Below are 13707 nucleotides of genomic sequence, written 5' to 3' on the forward strand. Positions count from 1 at the left end.
ATGTTCGATGCATTGCTACGCATGCAACTGGGGCCGATCGTCGAGCGCCTGGCTGAAATGGAAGCCCAACTCGAAGACCTCTACCGTCGCGCCGAAAGCTTCTGCCGCATCGGTGTGTGCCAGGAAGTGGACGCTGTCAGCAATACCTGCAAGGTCAGCCACGGCGAGTTGCTTACCCCGGCCATCCGGTTCTTCAACCCCAGCGCGGGGGCGCAGACCGAAACCCGCATTCCGTCAGTCGGCGAGCAATGCCTGTTGCTTAACTATGGCGGTGGGGAAGGGGGCTCGCAGTCGGTGGCTTTGTTCGGCCTCAACAGTAGTCTGTTTCCGCCTGTCTCCAGTGTTGCTTCGCTAACACGCCGCCGCCATCAGGACGGCACCCAAAGCGATTACGACGATGCCAGCCACACCTTCAATTGGGTCAATGGCCCCACCACACTCAGCGGCTCCCGCGAACAGGTCGAGGTCAAGGTCGGTGCCGCCAGCCTGACGATGACGGCCCAGAGCATCACCCTGCAACTCGGCGCCAGCGGCGTGTTGCTGGATGCGGCCGGCGTGCATTTGAGCGGCCCGGTGGTGGATCACCAAGGCCGAGTGATCAGCAGCGCATAAGGATTTGCCATGATCGGAATCGATAGGAACACCGGAGCAGCCGTCAATGACTGGCTGCAATTTGTGCAGCGTGCCACCCGAGCGCTGACCACCCCCGTGGGCACGCGTCAGAAGCGGCCTTTGTACGGCTCGCTCATCCCCCAACTGCTCGGCCAGAACCTGGGCGACGACTTGCTGATTCTCGCCCAGAGCCATGCCGCCCAGGCGTTCTATAACGCCCAGAACGGCATCGCCGATTTTCAACCCCAGGTCATCGTCGCCACTCGCCAGGGCGCCGGTTTGTTGCTGCGTTTTGCCGGCACCTGGAAAAACCGCCAACAGTCTTTCGAGGTCGTGACATGAGCATGCTGATCCCTGGCCAGAACCAACTGGCAGAACCGGCGATCATCGCTGTCGATGAGTTCGAACCTTTATTGGCCGAGTTCAAAGCCTTCGTCGTCGATTACGTCGCCATCCGTGCGCCGCAAAGCGCGGCCAAACTCAAGGTCAGTCTCGACAACGAAAGCGAACTGCTGACCCTGGCCCTGGAAGCGTTTTGCGTGCGCCTGCAAACCCACGAGCGCAAATACAACGCCCGCATCAAACAGATGCTGGCGTGGTGGGCCACCGGCAGCAACCTGGATGCTCGTCTGGCCGACATGGGCCTGGAGCGGCAGGTACTCGACCCCGGCGACCCGGCCGCCTTCCCGCCGGTGCCGCCGATTCTTGAGAGTGACGACGACGCCCGCCTGCGGTATTACCTGGCGCCCCATGCGCCGGCAGCGGGCTCGCGCATGCAGTATCGCCGTGAAGTCTTCACCCTCGGCGAACGGCCGTCGGTCAAGGTGCAAAGCGCTACACCAGGCGTGGTCACCGTCAGCTACACCTTCGACCCGGATGGTTATGCGGCACAGGTCAAGGACGGCAATGGCCGGCGCACCGCCCCCGGCGAGGTGATGGTCACCGTGCTTTCACGGGATGGCGATGGCACGGCCTCTGCCGATTTGCTTGACGGTGTGCGTCGACATTTCGCACGGCCCGATGTGCGACCGGAAACTGATCGAGTGACCGTCCAGGGCGCGCAGATCCAGCGCTACAAAATTCGCGTGGTGGCCAAGATCAACGCTGGCCCCGATTCAGGATTGACCCAAGTCGCGGCCCAAAAGCTGCTGCAAACCTACGCCGACTCCTGCCACCGACTGGAAGGTCGTGTCGACCCAAGCTGGATCGACTACGCCATCCACAGCGCGGGGGCGGCGCAACTGCAGATTCTCGAGCCTCTGGAACCGATCATCAGCAGCGCGTTCCAGGCCCCGTATTGTACGGGCGTCGAGGTGGAGGTGCGCACGCTATGAGTGAACCCAAAGCGAGCCTGTTGCCCGCCAACAGCTCACCGCTGGAAAAGGCGCTGGACCTGGGCTTTGGCCAGTTGCTGGAGCGAGTGACTCCACCGTTCCCGCAATTGATGGACCCGGATCGCACGCCGGCGGCGTTCCTGCCCTACCTGGCGGCAGACCGCGCGGTGAACGAATGGAGTTCCACGGCCCCCGAGGCCGAGAAACGCCTGACCGTCAAACTCGCCTGGCCCACCGCTCGCCAGGCTGGCACGCGACAGGCTTTGGAAAACGCGGCCAAAGGTCTGCAACTCACCCCAGAGGTGCGTGCCTGGTACGAACAAACACCGCCTGGCGTGCCCTACAGCTTTTCCGTACGGGCCTACACCGAATTGCCCTACAGCGAAATCATCGACGCCCGACTCGATCGCCGCCTGGCTGACGCCAAGAGCGAGCGCGACATTTTGTCGATCTCCGTAGGCCTGAGTGCTTCGGGCCGTCACTTCATCGGCGCCGCCACGTTGTGCGGCGAACTGACCACGATCTACCCCAACGTGCTGGCAGGAGTCGAGGCCACGGGCCGCGCTTTTATGGCGGCCGGGCTGTACACCGTCGAAACCACCACCCTTTATCCACAGGAGCACTAAATGGCTGACTATTACACCCTGCTCACGAATGCGGGGATCGCCTACGAAACCGCCTGCAAGGCGGCGGGCGTGCCGATCAAACTGGCGCAGATCTCCGTCGGCGACGGCAACGGCGCCGTCTACAACCCGGATGCCAACGCAAAAGCGCTGAAACGCGAAGTCTGGCGCGGGCCGTTGAATGCGCTGTTTCAAGATGAAAAAAACGCCAACTGGCTGATGGCCGAAGTCACCATTCCTTCGGATGTTGGTGGCTGGTACGTGCGAGAGGCCGGGCTGTGGACCGACACCGGTATTTTGTATGCCATCGTGAAATACCCGGAGTCGTACAAGCCGGTGTTGGCCACGTCCGGGTCGGGTAAGGAGTTTTATATCCGCTCGATTTTCGAGACGAGCAATGCCTCGATTGTCACGTTGTTGATTGATGACACGGTGGTGAAGGCGACTCGGGCTTGGGTGATGGATTACCTGAAGCAGGGGACGTATTCCAAGGCTGAGATTGAGACGCTGATTGCTCAATCTTCGGCGCTGCCCGTGGGTTCGATGGTGGCGTTTCCGTTGGACAAGGTACCGGTGGGTTTCCTGGAAATTGACGGTAGCGTGAAGAGTGCTGCGGCTTATCCCGATTTGGCGAAGTTCCTGGGGACTGCGTTCAATAAGGGGGATGAGGGGGTTGGGAATTTTCGGCTGCCTGAGTCGCGTGGGGAGTTTTTGCGTGGGTGGGATCATGGGCGGGGTGTTGACCCAGGGCGAATGATCGGTACTTATCAACTTGATCAGTTTCAGGGCCATACATTTTCTGGTGCGGCTGCGGCAGGTGGAAGTACGCCCGCATTTGATACATGGGGAAATGTCGGGACTCCCGTTTCACTGAAATATCCACCCGTTACTGATGGTGTCAATGGTGCTCCAAGGGTGGGTGCCGAGACTCGTGGCCGAAATATGGCTGTGATGTGGTGCATCAAGGCTTGGAACGCTCCGATCAATCAGGGAAGTATTGACGTCGCTGCACTTGTTAGTGAACTCGATGCTTTGAAATCCGCCGTTCCCGTAGGTTCGATTGTTCCCTTCCCCAAAGCTGCCGTACCGCCTGGCTACCTGGAGCTTGACGGCAGCGTAAAGAGCATTGCGACCTACCCGGACCTGGCTGCATACCTAGGCACTACGTTCAACACCGGGAGCGAACCCGCAGGGTATTTCCGCTTGCCTGAGTCGCGCGGAGAGTTCCTCCGAGGCTGGGATCATGGCCGAGGCGTGGATACCGGACGGGAGCTTGGAAGCGCACAGAAGGGCAGCCTTCAGACTGTGGATTCAACCATCACCACCGTCACGGTCACCGGGCTGTACAACGCAACGGTAACGCCGGAATCGAACGCTCGTGCTGCATACGGGTTGGATATCGGTAACGCAGGGGATTATCCCGGTGCCGCATATGGTGGCATTAGTGGCAGCGGCGGCACGATGGCTGCGGAAGGTAACAATTTTGGGGTTACACGGCCTCGAAACCTGGCTGTCATGTGGTGCATCAAGGCCTGGAACGCCCCTGTCAATCAAGGGCAAATAGACATCGGCGCACTTGCGCTGGAAGTTTCCAACCTGGCAAACATGGCTGACTTTACGGTTGTTTATCCGGGTGGTGGTAACAAGGCCACCCCGGGAGGCGTAGCGGTCAATAGTCGCTACGTCGTCACGAATCCTTTTCCCGGATATCACGTGTTTTGCACCGCGCAAGTGCTCTACAACGGTGAGTGGGCGAACCCCGAGTTTGGGGATCACTACAGCGGCATAGGCGGCCCTGATCGTTATATTCATGGTGTGCAGGCCAATCAAATAGGCAATTCAATTGTTGTCCAAACCGGAACGACTGGCTTGGTCTATCCGAACGCCTTCTCTGGAGCTCCATTTTTAGTAACGGCAACCACTATTGTTTCGCCGTTGCCTTGCCGTGTCCTTGTATGGCGATTGAAGGGGGTGATTGCATGAATGTCTATGCAGAATTGAACAGTGGTTTCCAGCAGGTAGGGGGTGTTTGCCCGGCGGGCTGGATGGTTATGCAGAGTGATCGCCCGTCGCCTGAGCATATTGCGTCGGAGGGTGGCACCTGGGTAGTGCCAGTTCCTTCACCTGACGCGTTGCAAGCTGCCTTGAAGGTTTCCGAAAGAGCTTGGCGGGACGCTGAGCTGACGTCGGTTACATGGCTGCGCGAACGTCATCGTGATCAACAGGAGCTGGGCGTGGATACAACGTTGTCCGCTGAGCAATTCGTTGAGTTGTTGGCCTATATGCAGGCATTGCGAGCGTGGCCCCAATCATCTGACTTCCCGGATAGCGCACAACGCCCTGCAGCACCGCGCTGGATCGCGGACCAAACCGAATAAACACCCCGCATTGACGGGGCGTTTCTTTAGCAACCCGAACACCCACCGCTTTGAGCGGTTTTTTTTCGCCTGGAGATCCTACTTATGCCCACCCGCCAAACCTACACCGTCCTCACCCCATTCCCCATCGGCGCCGGCCATTGGTCCACCGTCGGCCAGGAACTGGAGTTGCTGGACGTTGAAGCATCCGCCCTGCGCACCGCTGGCCGTCTGGAATTGACCAGCGTCCTCAACGCCACCCCGGCCAAAAAGGCCACCACCAAGAAGGCTGACTAATCATGGCTGAGGTTTTGAACTTCGAGCACAACGGCATCACTGTGAATGCCACCGAATCCCCCGAGGCCATGGGTGGCCTCGGTGATAACGTGATCGGCCTGGTCGGCACTGCGCCGAAGGCCCATGCGTCGATCCCGAAGAATGCGCCGTTCCGCATCAATAGCTTCACCACCCAGGCGCTGCTGGACCCGACCGGCACTGAGTCGGGCACGCTGTTCCACGCTGTTTACCAGATCCTCAAAGTGGTCAAGGTGCCGGTCTACGTGGTGATCGTCGAAGAGGGCACGACCCCGGCTGACACGATCAACAACGTGATCGGCGGCGACGAGCCGGTCACCGGTCGCAAGCTGGGCCTGGCGGCATTGGCCAGCGTGCCGGAAGACCTGACCATCATCGGCGCCCCGGGCTTCACCGGCACCAAGGCTGTGGCCGGTGAGTTCGCCGCCTTCGGCAAGCGCATCAAGGCCCGCGTGGTGCTGGACGGAAAAGACGCCAGCGTCGCCGATCAAGTGACTTACAGCGGTGAACTGGGCGGTGCCGACCTCGGCTTCGACCGTTGCCTGCTGGTGCACAACATGCCGTCGGTGTACTCCAAGGCAGCGAAGAAGAACGTGTTCCTGTCGCCGTCGTCCCTGGCCATCGCCGCACTGGCCAAGGTCAAACAGTGGGAAAGCCCGGGCAACCAGGTGACGTTCGCCGAGGACGTATCCCGCGTCGTCGAGTACAACATCCTCGACACCTCCACCGAAGGCGACCTGCTCAACCGCTACGGCGTGAGCTACTACGCCCGGACCATCCTTGGCGGTTTTTCGCTGCTGGGCAACCGTTCCATCACCGGCAAGTTCATCAGCTACGTCGGCCTGGAAGATGCCATCAGCCGCAAGCTGGTCAAGGCCGGCCAGAAAGCCATGGCCAAGAACCTCACCAAGTCCTTCATGGACCAGGAGGTCAAGCGCATCAACGACTGGCTGCAAACCCTGGTCGCCGACGAGACCATCCCCGGCGGCAGCGTGTACCTGCACCCGGAACTCAACAGTGTCGAGAAATACAAGAACGGCACCTGGTACATCGTTATCGACTACGGCCGCTACGCGCCGAACGAACACATGATTTATCAACTCAATGCCCGCGATGAAATCATCGAGCAGTTCCTGGAGGACGTTCTCTAATGTTTACCAACCGTGTAAGACAGGCCATTGCGGCCACCCTGCAAGGCCTGCCGTTGTCCGCGACGGTGGAGGAGTTCACCCCGCCGAAGATCGAGTTCGACATGGAGTCCATGTCCGGCGGGCGTTTCATCGCTGAGGAAATGGCCAAGAGTGGCAAGGTGCTGGGCGCCACGCTGGTGCTGCAAGGCGCGGGCCCGGAAGTGATGCTGGCCCTGGGTGTGCGCCTGGGTGACGACATCCTGTTGAACGTGCGTGAAGCCGGCCAGGACCAGGACGGCAAGACCTATTTCACCTACCACACCGTCGGCGGCAAGCTCAAATCCCTCACGGAAGCGAAGCTGAAGATGGGCGAAAAGGCCCTCACCACGCTGGAGCTGTCCTGCCGCACCTACAACCGCCAGGAAAACGGCATCCCGGTGATCGACATCGACGTGCGTACCCAGAAGTTCGTGCTCAACGGCGTCGACATCCTAGGTGACGCCCGCCGCGCCGTGCTCATGCCTTAAACCCGGCACACCCCCCTGTAGGAGCTGGCTTGCCAGCGATCGCATCACCTCGGTACATCCGAAAACCCGAGTCGCCTGCATCGCCGGCAAGCCGGCTCCTACAGGTACCGTTTTTACATAAAGGAATTGCCCCATGGCCTGGATGCCACCGCTGCACAGCCTGCTTTCGCCGATCACCGCTGACACCGGCGCGACGATCGAGCAGGTCCAGCTCAAGCCGCTGTACTACGCCGCGCAAAAAGACGCGCTGGCCCGGGCCGGTGATGACGAGGACGACCAGTTCTTCGAACTGGCGAAGCTCGCCACCGGCCTGTCGGAAAAAGAACTCGACCAGCTCAAGCGACCAGACTACGTGACCATCGCCCACTACGTACACGAGATGTCGACCCGCCCTGCGGCGTTCTTCCTCGGCGAACCGGAAGAGTCCTCCTCCCACGAACAGGTCAAGCTGCTGCTGCCCCTGGACGCAGCGGGTCGTACCCACACCGAACTCTCCCTGGAAATGCCGGCCCTGCGTGCTACCAAGGTGATGAAAAAACTCACCACCAACAAAGAGCGCGCCGAGTTCATCACTGCTCACTGCACCGGCCTGATGATCCCCGACCTCGCCCAGCTGACCGTGCCCGACTGGACCGAGCTGCAGGAGCGCATCGACGATTTTTTAAATCAACCGGCGGCCTTTTTTCGCAACGCGACATCGACGTAATCCTCGATGTGGTGCCGCTGGTTTACTCGGTAACCGAAGCGGAGATCCTGGAATGGGATGCCGCAAAAGCATTGCGCCGCTACGACATCGCGATGACTCGCCTTGGCGTTAAACAGGAGTAGAGCGGTATGCAAATCAATTATTCGCTGGCGTCGGCCGGGCTGATGTACAGCGCGAGTGTCATGGATGACGCACCACCCCAGCAGCAAAGTCTCACAGGGCCTTCATCTCTGGATGCCGCGCAACTGCCGTTCTCGAGCCTGAGCCTTGCGCTGGCCAACGCCAGTATTGTGATCGATCGCTTGGCAGTGGAGCAGGTGCTGCTCAGGGGAACGCTTGAAACGTTCAATGCCTCGTTACTCAAGCTGAATGATCTGCGGCAGACGACCGATGGCAGCCCCGCTGAGAAAAAGGCCTCCACGGAGCCGGAATCTACACAAGCTAGGCGTCAAGCGTATGAGGCGAGTACCACGCGCCTTTCCACTGCTGTCGATAAAGCACAGGCGCCGGTGGTGGATACTTCGTTGATGATCCTGACCGAGGTGATCGATGGTTTGACTGCACTGGCTGGGGTTTTGCCCAAAACCACTGCCGCGATCAGCTTGGCCGGTGCAGCGTTGGCGCCTCTTGTTTCTGGCGTTTTCGGTGCTGTCACGGACAAGGTTTACGAAAAAGTTGCCGAGAAGGTGCTGGGCGGTGGTGCCTCATCGGCGAGCCCCGGGGCGGCAGGCAAAACGGCTGAAAACAAGCCGGGTGATAACAAAGGCGCCTCGATAGCGCCGGGCCGCCGAGGCTTGTTCGGTAAGGTGGCCAGGGTTGGGAGTGCAGTGAGTAAAGCTGCATTGCCGCTACTGCTGGTCAGCGCAAGTGCTGATATTGGCCGCGGGCTTGCGTCAGGTGACATGAAAACTGTCGGTGCCGGTGTGGCCTCAGCGGGCGGTGCCGTGGCAGGCGGTTACACGGGCAGTGCTGTTGGTTCAGTCGTTGGGGCAAGGATTGGCGGGCTCGCCGGTGCTGCCCTCGGTTCAATCATTCCCGGTGCCGGGACATTACTAGGTGGGGTGTTGGGCAGTGTGCTGGGCAACGCAGTGGGTAAGACTGTTGGTGGCGCCGTCGGCAATTTTGTTGGCAGTGACCTCGGCGTATGGCTGAGCGAAAAATTTATCGGCACACCCGATCGGCTGCCCACGCCTGCGGACGTCAGCAAAGGTCTCAATGGCGCGCAAACCAACAGCGGCGCAATCAATTTCGCGCCCCAGATCACGATCAACGCGCCTGAACAGGCCAGCCACCAAGAACTCGCCACCCTGGTGGTTCAGCAGATCGAAGCGCAGTTCAACCCGCTGTCGATGAGTGATCTGTTAGGTACGCGCAGCGGTGCTGCCATGAACGATGTGAGGGTCTGATGCGACAACAAATGGTGTTAGGCAATTTTATTTTCGGACTCTCCCGCGAGTTTTCCTATGACACGCTCACGCGCAATTCTGATGGCGGCTGGACCAGCCTGGAGATCATTGCCAGCAAACCCCAAACGCGGCAATCCGGGCAAAAGGCTGAAACCCTGACCTTCACTGGCAAAGCCATGTACGGCACCGGCATGCAGCGCCTGGATGAGTTGCGGGCGTTGCAAAACGAACGCCGGCCATTGCCCTTGGTTGATGGTATTGGCCGTAACTGGGGCCTGTGGCGTATCAATACGATTGCAGAAAACCAGAGCGCCGTGATCGATGACGGCACGGCCATGCTCATCGGCTGGACACTCACGTTGGAGGAGTTCGTCAATGCGTAGAGCACGAAGTATTGCCGGTGATTCGGTCAACCTGTTGCTCTATCGGGAGCTGGGTCGTTGTGACGATACGGCTGAAGAGCTCCTCTGGCGCTTGAACCCCGACCTTGCGGAGCAAGGCCCGGTATTGCCGGCGGGCGTCTGGATAAGCGTGCCCGAAGTGCCGCCGCAGCCGGCCGCTGCGCGCCCTGTTACTGCCTGGGATTAAGGAGGCGACATGCCCTTTGGATTTACGCCGAGCGTGGAGTTTTACGGCGCCAATGCGGCGCTGCTCAATCAACGGGTGATGAGCTGGACCCATACCGATGCGGCCGGTATCGAGTCTGACCGCTTGGAACTGACGATCAACATCGAGGGGCTGGACGGGTTGCCGAGCCTGGGTGGCAAAATCGGCCTGCGGGTCGGCTACCAGGAATCCGGGTTGGTGGAGAAGGGCGAGTTTGTGGTCACCCAGCGCACGCCGGTGCTGTTTCCCATGCGCCTGCACATCGTGGCCTCTGCCGCGCCATTCAGTGTGTTGGATGCCAGTGGCTATCGCCAGCGACGCTCTGTCAGCCATGGCCCTACGACGTTGGGCGCGCTGTTTCGTCAACTGGCAACGCGTCATGGCTATTCACCTCGCGTTGCGCCCGCCCTGGAAGGTATTTCGATCCCTCATATCGATCAGTCCAACGAGACTGACATGGGCTTTATCACACGGCTCGCGAGTCGTTACAACGCCGTGTGCAAGCCGATCAACGAGTTGTATGTGCTGGCTCAAAGCGGGCAAGTCAAGTCGCTGTCTGGTCAGCAGTTGCCCGATGTCAGCCTGTCGGTGACCCAAGACAATCGGCCGGGAAGCCAGGCGTTTACCACGGCCAAGATCGACGAAAAGGCCCGGTCAAAATACCAGGGGTGCCGGGTCAACTGGTGGGATGGCGCCGCCTGTAAGCAGCGGGTGGTACAGGTAGGTATCGCTCCTTTCAAGACCCTGCGCCAACGCTATCAGAACGAAGCGGAAGCACGAGCGGTGGCCGAAGGCGAATTGCGCCGAGTCGGCCAGCAAGGGCTGACGATGGCCATCGATTGTCCCGGCAATCCGCTGCTGTCTGCCGAAGGCCTGGTGCTGCTGGATGAGTCCTGGCCGGTGTATATGCGAGGGCGCTGGTCAATCGACAAGGTGGTCCATAGCAGTGACGCAAAGGGCTACCGAAGCACGATCACCGCCAGTGGCCTGGCGCTTTAGTTGGTATTGGTGTCGCCCCCAAGGCCCGCTCACGAGCGGGCTTTTTATTGCCTGGAAAGTCCCATGAAAATCACGCCCTTACTCACCCACCTGCACGACCACTGCCCCAGCCTCACCCCGCATCTTCATGCCGGCCTCGACCTCGAAAGCCTGCAAGCGCTGGTCGGCACGCCGGCAGCGGTGGTGACCCCTATCGCCGATGCAGCTGCCCCCAGCCATTCACAGAACACCCTGCGCCAAGTGATTCGCGAGCGTTTTGGCGTGGTGCTGGTGATCGACCTGGTGGACGGCCAACAGGCCCAGGCGATGGACCAACTGCATACCCTGCGCGCCGAAGTCTGGCGCGCGCTGGTGGGGTTCAAACCGGAACGTTTCTACGAGCCCATCCGGTATGACGGCGGCCACTGGCTGCTGTTGAACAAGACGCGGGGCCTGTATCGCCTGCGTTTTTCTGCCGGGTTCCAGCTCGGCCGTAACCTCAGCACGCAGCCGGCGGAAACCTGGCACGAGCTTGAGCTGGACGCTTTGCCGTCCTTCAACGGGGCCACGGTGCGGGTCGATGCGATTGACCCGGCCGACCCCAACCTGCAACGCCCAGGCCCCGACGGGCGCCTGGAACTGACGTTTTCTGCCGAGGTAACACCATGAGCACACGTATCACCGTACTGCCGGTTGCCGGCCGTGCCGTACCCGACCCGCAGGCTGGCGACTTGTTGCCGGCCGAGGGTCGTGAAGTCCCGGACAACGCCTGGTGGCGTCGACGTCTGGCTGATGGCGACATCATCACCAAAGCCGCCAAGGCGGCAAAACCAAAGGGAGCCAAATAATGGCGATTGGATTCAGTCAAATTCCAGCGGACATTCGTGTGCCGCTGTTCTACGCCGAGATGGACAATTCGGCAGCCAACAGTGCCCGCTCGGCCTTGCGCCGGTTGATCGTGGGCCAGGTCAACGACAACGTGACCAGCGCCGAAGTCGGCAGCCTGGTGCTGGTGTCCAGCGCGGCGATGGCTAAGCGTATTGGCGGCTCGGGCTCGATGCTGGCGGCGATGTACGAGACCTTTCGCAAAAGCGATCCGGTGGGAGAGATCTGGTGCCTGCCCCTGCACAGCACGGAAGGCAGCGTGGCCAAGGCCGAGCTCAAGCTCGCCGGCACCGCCACCCAGGGCGGCGTGCTCAACCTGTATGTCGGCGGTGTGCGCGTGCAGGCCAGCGTCATCAATGGGGCGACCGCCGCCGTCGCGGCCAGTGCGCTGGCGGTGAAAATCAACGCCAGTAACGACCTGCCGGTGACAGCGGTCGCCGTGGACGGCACCGTCGCACTGGCGGCGAAATGGACTGGCGACAGCGGCAACGACATCAGCCTGCAACTCAACCGCCTGGGCCAGAGCAATGGAGAGCAGATCCCCGACGGCTTGACGGTGACCCTGGGCAAAATGGCGACGGGCACCGGTGTACCTGATCAACTGGCGGCGCTGGCAGCCCTGGGCGATGAACCGTTTGAATTCATCTGCATGCCGTGGGCTGACACCGCCAGCCTGAATGCCTGGCAGGCGGTGATGGATGACAACACGGGTCGCTGGTCCTGGGCCAAGCAACTGTTCGGTCACGTGTACACCGCCAAGCGCGGCACGGTCGGCACGCTGGTAGCGGCTGGCCAGGCCCGCAACGATCAGCACGTCACCCTCCAGGCCATGGAGCCGGGTGTGCCGCAACCGGTCTGGGTACAAGCCGCCGCCCTGGCCGCACGCACCGCAGTGTTTATCTCGGCAGACGCCAGCCGCCCGACCCAGAGCGGTAGCCTGCCTGGCCTTGATCCGGCCGCTGCGAGCGAGCGTTTCACCCTGACCGAGCGTCAGTCGCTGCTCAACTACGGCATCGCCACCGCCTACTACGAAGGCGGTTATGTGCGTATCCAGCGGGCAATCACCACCTACCAGAAGAACGCGTTCGGCCAAGCCGACAACTCCTACCTGGACAGCGAGACCCTGCACCAGTCGGCCTTTATCGTGCGCCGCCTGCAAAGCGTGATCACCAGCAAATACGGGCGCCACAAACTGGCCAGCGACGGCACGCGGTTCGGTGCCGGCCAGCCGATCGTGACCCCGAGCACGATCCGCGGTGAGTTGATCGCCCAGTACGCCAAGCTGGAGCTGGAAGGTCATGTGGAGAACGCCGAGCTGTTCGCCGAACACCTGATCGTGGAGCGCGACAGCCAGGACCCGAGCCGGGTCAACGTGCTGTTCCCGCCGGACTACATCAACGGGCTGCGGGTGTTTGCGCTGCTCAACCAATTCCGCTTGCAGTACGACGCGGCGCTCTAAGCCTCGCGCTTTTCGCAACTGATTCCAGCCCGCCGCGTGCGGGCTTATTTTTGGGAGAAACATCATGGGTCAACTGATTGCGGGCACCTGCTACGTCAAAGTGGACGGCGCTCAACTGACCATCAGCGGCGGCTGTGAAGCACCGCTGTTGAGCATCAAGCGGGAAACCGTGGTACCGGGTTTCTACAAGGAAACCGACATCGCCCCCTCGTTCAAGGTCAGTGCATTGCACACGCCGGACTTCCCGTTGAAGCAACTGGTCGCCGGTACCGACATGACCGTCACCTGCGAATTCAGCAACGGCAAAGTCTACGTGCTGGCCGGCGCCTACCTGGTGGAGGAGCCGGTGGCCAAGGGCGACGACGCAGTGATCGAGCTGAAATTCGAAGGCATCAAGGGGACCTGGCAATGACTGACACGGTAACCCTGCAAGTGGCCATCGAGGCCCACGGCGAGCCCCTGCGTGAACTCACCCTGCGCCGCCCGACGGTGCAGGAAGTGCGGGCGATCAAGGCGCTGCCGTACAAGATCGACAAGGGCGAGGACGTCAGCCTGGACCTCGACGTGGCGGCCAAATACATCGCCGTGTGCGCCGGCATCCCGCCATCGTCGGTCAACCAGTTGGATCTGGTGGACTTCAACACCCTGAGCTGGGCGGTCGCCGGTTTTTTCATGAGTGCGGCGCAGGCACCGTCGCCGAGCTGATTGCGGTGGCCTATGACCTGGCCTGGTTCTGGAAGGTTGACCCCGAACAGATGCTGGCCAGGCC

At 61.0% G+C, this 13707-nt stretch carries 19 protein-coding genes; all 19 read left to right on the forward strand.

Annotated features, from left to right (window positions below):
* The 19 genes from AC07OV_RS04745 (at position 1) to AC07OV_RS04835 (ending at position 13643) form a co-directional block, all read left to right on the forward strand.
* On the forward strand, positions 1–612 hold the full coding sequence (locus AC07OV_RS04745) for a phage baseplate assembly protein V (protein WP_494997718.1): 612 nt from the start codon (positions 1–3) through the stop codon (positions 610–612).
* A 9-nt stretch (positions 613–621) separates the two neighbouring features.
* Complete coding sequence (locus AC07OV_RS04750) at positions 622–954, forward strand: phage baseplate protein (RefSeq protein ID WP_495091695.1); 333 nt, start codon at positions 622–624, stop codon at positions 952–954.
* On the forward strand, positions 951–1946 hold the full coding sequence (locus AC07OV_RS04755; RefSeq protein WP_495091696.1) for a baseplate J/gp47 family protein: 996 nt from the start codon (positions 951–953) through the stop codon (positions 1944–1946). The genes AC07OV_RS04750 and AC07OV_RS04755 overlap by 4 nt, the downstream gene beginning before the upstream one ends.
* Complete coding sequence (locus AC07OV_RS04760; protein WP_495091697.1) at positions 1943–2572, forward strand: phage tail protein I; 630 nt, start codon at positions 1943–1945, stop codon at positions 2570–2572. Before AC07OV_RS04755 ends, AC07OV_RS04760 begins: the two co-directional genes overlap by 4 nt.
* Positions 2573–4552 (forward strand): phage tail-collar fiber domain-containing protein, encoded by a 1980-nt coding sequence (locus AC07OV_RS04765; protein ID WP_495091698.1) that lies wholly within the window; start codon positions 2573–2575, stop codon positions 4550–4552.
* On the forward strand, positions 4549–4947 hold the full coding sequence (locus AC07OV_RS04770; RefSeq protein ID WP_495091699.1) for a phage tail assembly chaperone: 399 nt from the start codon (positions 4549–4551) through the stop codon (positions 4945–4947). The genes AC07OV_RS04765 and AC07OV_RS04770 overlap by 4 nt, the downstream gene beginning before the upstream one ends.
* A gap of 84 nt (positions 4948–5031) precedes the next feature.
* Positions 5032–5223: a hypothetical protein gene (locus AC07OV_RS04775; RefSeq protein ID WP_176994841.1), complete on the forward strand. Its 192-nt coding sequence runs from the start codon at positions 5032–5034 to the stop codon at positions 5221–5223.
* Positions 5224–5225: 2 nt separating this feature from the next.
* A complete protein-coding gene (locus tag AC07OV_RS04780; RefSeq protein WP_176994840.1) occupies positions 5226–6392 on the forward strand; it encodes a phage tail sheath protein in 1167 nt (388 codons plus the stop codon).
* Positions 6392–6898 (forward strand): phage major tail tube protein, encoded by a 507-nt coding sequence (locus tag AC07OV_RS04785; protein WP_494997713.1) that lies wholly within the window; start codon positions 6392–6394, stop codon positions 6896–6898. The genes AC07OV_RS04780 and AC07OV_RS04785 overlap by 1 nt, the downstream gene beginning before the upstream one ends.
* A gap of 133 nt (positions 6899–7031) precedes the next feature.
* Entirely contained in the window at positions 7032–7604 is a 573-nt protein-coding gene (locus AC07OV_RS04790) for a phage tail assembly protein (RefSeq protein ID WP_495091700.1), read from the forward strand.
* A gap of 128 nt (positions 7605–7732) precedes the next feature.
* Entirely contained in the window at positions 7733–9010 is a 1278-nt protein-coding gene (locus AC07OV_RS04795) for a hypothetical protein (protein WP_256349796.1), read from the forward strand.
* On the forward strand, positions 9010–9393 hold the full coding sequence (locus AC07OV_RS04800; protein ID WP_494997711.1) for a phage tail protein: 384 nt from the start codon (positions 9010–9012) through the stop codon (positions 9391–9393). The genes AC07OV_RS04795 and AC07OV_RS04800 overlap by 1 nt, the downstream gene beginning before the upstream one ends.
* On the forward strand, positions 9386–9598 hold the full coding sequence (locus AC07OV_RS04805) for a tail protein X (RefSeq protein WP_176994836.1): 213 nt from the start codon (positions 9386–9388) through the stop codon (positions 9596–9598). The genes AC07OV_RS04800 and AC07OV_RS04805 overlap by 8 nt, the downstream gene beginning before the upstream one ends.
* Before the next feature lie 9 nt (positions 9599–9607).
* On the forward strand, positions 9608–10615 hold the full coding sequence (locus AC07OV_RS04810) for a phage late control D family protein (protein ID WP_494997710.1): 1008 nt from the start codon (positions 9608–9610) through the stop codon (positions 10613–10615).
* Between the two features lie 63 nt (positions 10616–10678).
* A complete protein-coding gene (locus AC07OV_RS04815; RefSeq protein ID WP_176994834.1) occupies positions 10679–11263 on the forward strand; it encodes a phage tail terminator protein in 585 nt (194 codons plus the stop codon).
* Positions 11260–11442, forward strand: a complete 183-nt coding sequence (locus AC07OV_RS04820) for a DUF2635 domain-containing protein (RefSeq protein ID WP_176994833.1) — start codon at positions 11260–11262, stop codon at positions 11440–11442. Before AC07OV_RS04815 ends, AC07OV_RS04820 begins: the two co-directional genes overlap by 4 nt.
* Positions 11442–12938, forward strand: coding sequence for a phage tail sheath subtilisin-like domain-containing protein (locus AC07OV_RS04825; RefSeq protein WP_495091701.1), 1497 nt, complete (start codon positions 11442–11444; stop codon positions 12936–12938). The genes AC07OV_RS04820 and AC07OV_RS04825 overlap by 1 nt, the downstream gene beginning before the upstream one ends.
* Before the next feature lie 64 nt (positions 12939–13002).
* Positions 13003–13350 (forward strand): phage tail tube protein, encoded by a 348-nt coding sequence (locus AC07OV_RS04830; RefSeq protein ID WP_176994831.1) that lies wholly within the window; start codon positions 13003–13005, stop codon positions 13348–13350.
* Positions 13347–13643, forward strand: coding sequence for a phage tail assembly protein (locus AC07OV_RS04835; protein ID WP_176994830.1), 297 nt, complete (start codon positions 13347–13349; stop codon positions 13641–13643). Before AC07OV_RS04830 ends, AC07OV_RS04835 begins: the two co-directional genes overlap by 4 nt.
* Positions 13644–13707: the final 64 nt, after the last annotated feature.

The organism is Pseudomonas sp. GW821-FHT09A09 (assembly GCF_059418405.1).

Excerpts from the sequence above, each read along its gene's own strand:
- AC07OV_RS04750 (WP_495091695.1), top strand. The coding sequence starts at position 622 with ATGATCGGAATCGATAGGAACACCGGAGCAGCCGTCAATGACTGGCTG.
- AC07OV_RS04830 (WP_176994831.1), top strand. The coding sequence starts at position 13,003 with ATGGGTCAACTGATTGCGGGCACCTGCTACGTCAAAGTGGACGGCGCT.
- AC07OV_RS04795 (WP_256349796.1), top strand. The coding sequence starts at position 7,733 with ATGCAAATCAATTATTCGCTGGCGTCGGCCGGGCTGATGTACAGCGCG.
- AC07OV_RS04810 (WP_494997710.1), top strand. The coding sequence starts at position 9,608 with ATGCCCTTTGGATTTACGCCGAGCGTGGAGTTTTACGGCGCCAATGCG.
- AC07OV_RS04815 (WP_176994834.1), top strand. The coding sequence starts at position 10,679 with ATGAAAATCACGCCCTTACTCACCCACCTGCACGACCACTGCCCCAGC.
- AC07OV_RS04745 (WP_494997718.1), top strand. The coding sequence starts at position 1 with ATGTTCGATGCATTGCTACGCATGCAACTGGGGCCGATCGTCGAGCGC.
- AC07OV_RS04805 (WP_176994836.1), top strand. The coding sequence starts at position 9,386 with ATGCGTAGAGCACGAAGTATTGCCGGTGATTCGGTCAACCTGTTGCTC.
- AC07OV_RS04835 (WP_176994830.1), top strand. The coding sequence starts at position 13,347 with ATGACTGACACGGTAACCCTGCAAGTGGCCATCGAGGCCCACGGCGAG.
- AC07OV_RS04775 (WP_176994841.1), top strand. The coding sequence starts at position 5,032 with ATGCCCACCCGCCAAACCTACACCGTCCTCACCCCATTCCCCATCGGC.
- AC07OV_RS04765 (WP_495091698.1), top strand. The coding sequence starts at position 2,573 with ATGGCTGACTATTACACCCTGCTCACGAATGCGGGGATCGCCTACGAA.
- AC07OV_RS04785 (WP_494997713.1), top strand. The coding sequence starts at position 6,392 with ATGTTTACCAACCGTGTAAGACAGGCCATTGCGGCCACCCTGCAAGGC.
- AC07OV_RS04800 (WP_494997711.1), top strand. The coding sequence starts at position 9,010 with ATGCGACAACAAATGGTGTTAGGCAATTTTATTTTCGGACTCTCCCGC.
- AC07OV_RS04760 (WP_495091697.1), top strand. The coding sequence starts at position 1,943 with ATGAGTGAACCCAAAGCGAGCCTGTTGCCCGCCAACAGCTCACCGCTG.
- AC07OV_RS04790 (WP_495091700.1), top strand. The coding sequence starts at position 7,032 with ATGGCCTGGATGCCACCGCTGCACAGCCTGCTTTCGCCGATCACCGCT.
- AC07OV_RS04770 (WP_495091699.1), top strand. The coding sequence starts at position 4,549 with ATGAATGTCTATGCAGAATTGAACAGTGGTTTCCAGCAGGTAGGGGGT.
- AC07OV_RS04755 (WP_495091696.1), top strand. The coding sequence starts at position 951 with ATGAGCATGCTGATCCCTGGCCAGAACCAACTGGCAGAACCGGCGATC.
- AC07OV_RS04820 (WP_176994833.1), top strand. The coding sequence starts at position 11,260 with ATGAGCACACGTATCACCGTACTGCCGGTTGCCGGCCGTGCCGTACCC.
- AC07OV_RS04780 (WP_176994840.1), top strand. The coding sequence starts at position 5,226 with ATGGCTGAGGTTTTGAACTTCGAGCACAACGGCATCACTGTGAATGCC.
- AC07OV_RS04825 (WP_495091701.1), top strand. The coding sequence starts at position 11,442 with ATGGCGATTGGATTCAGTCAAATTCCAGCGGACATTCGTGTGCCGCTG.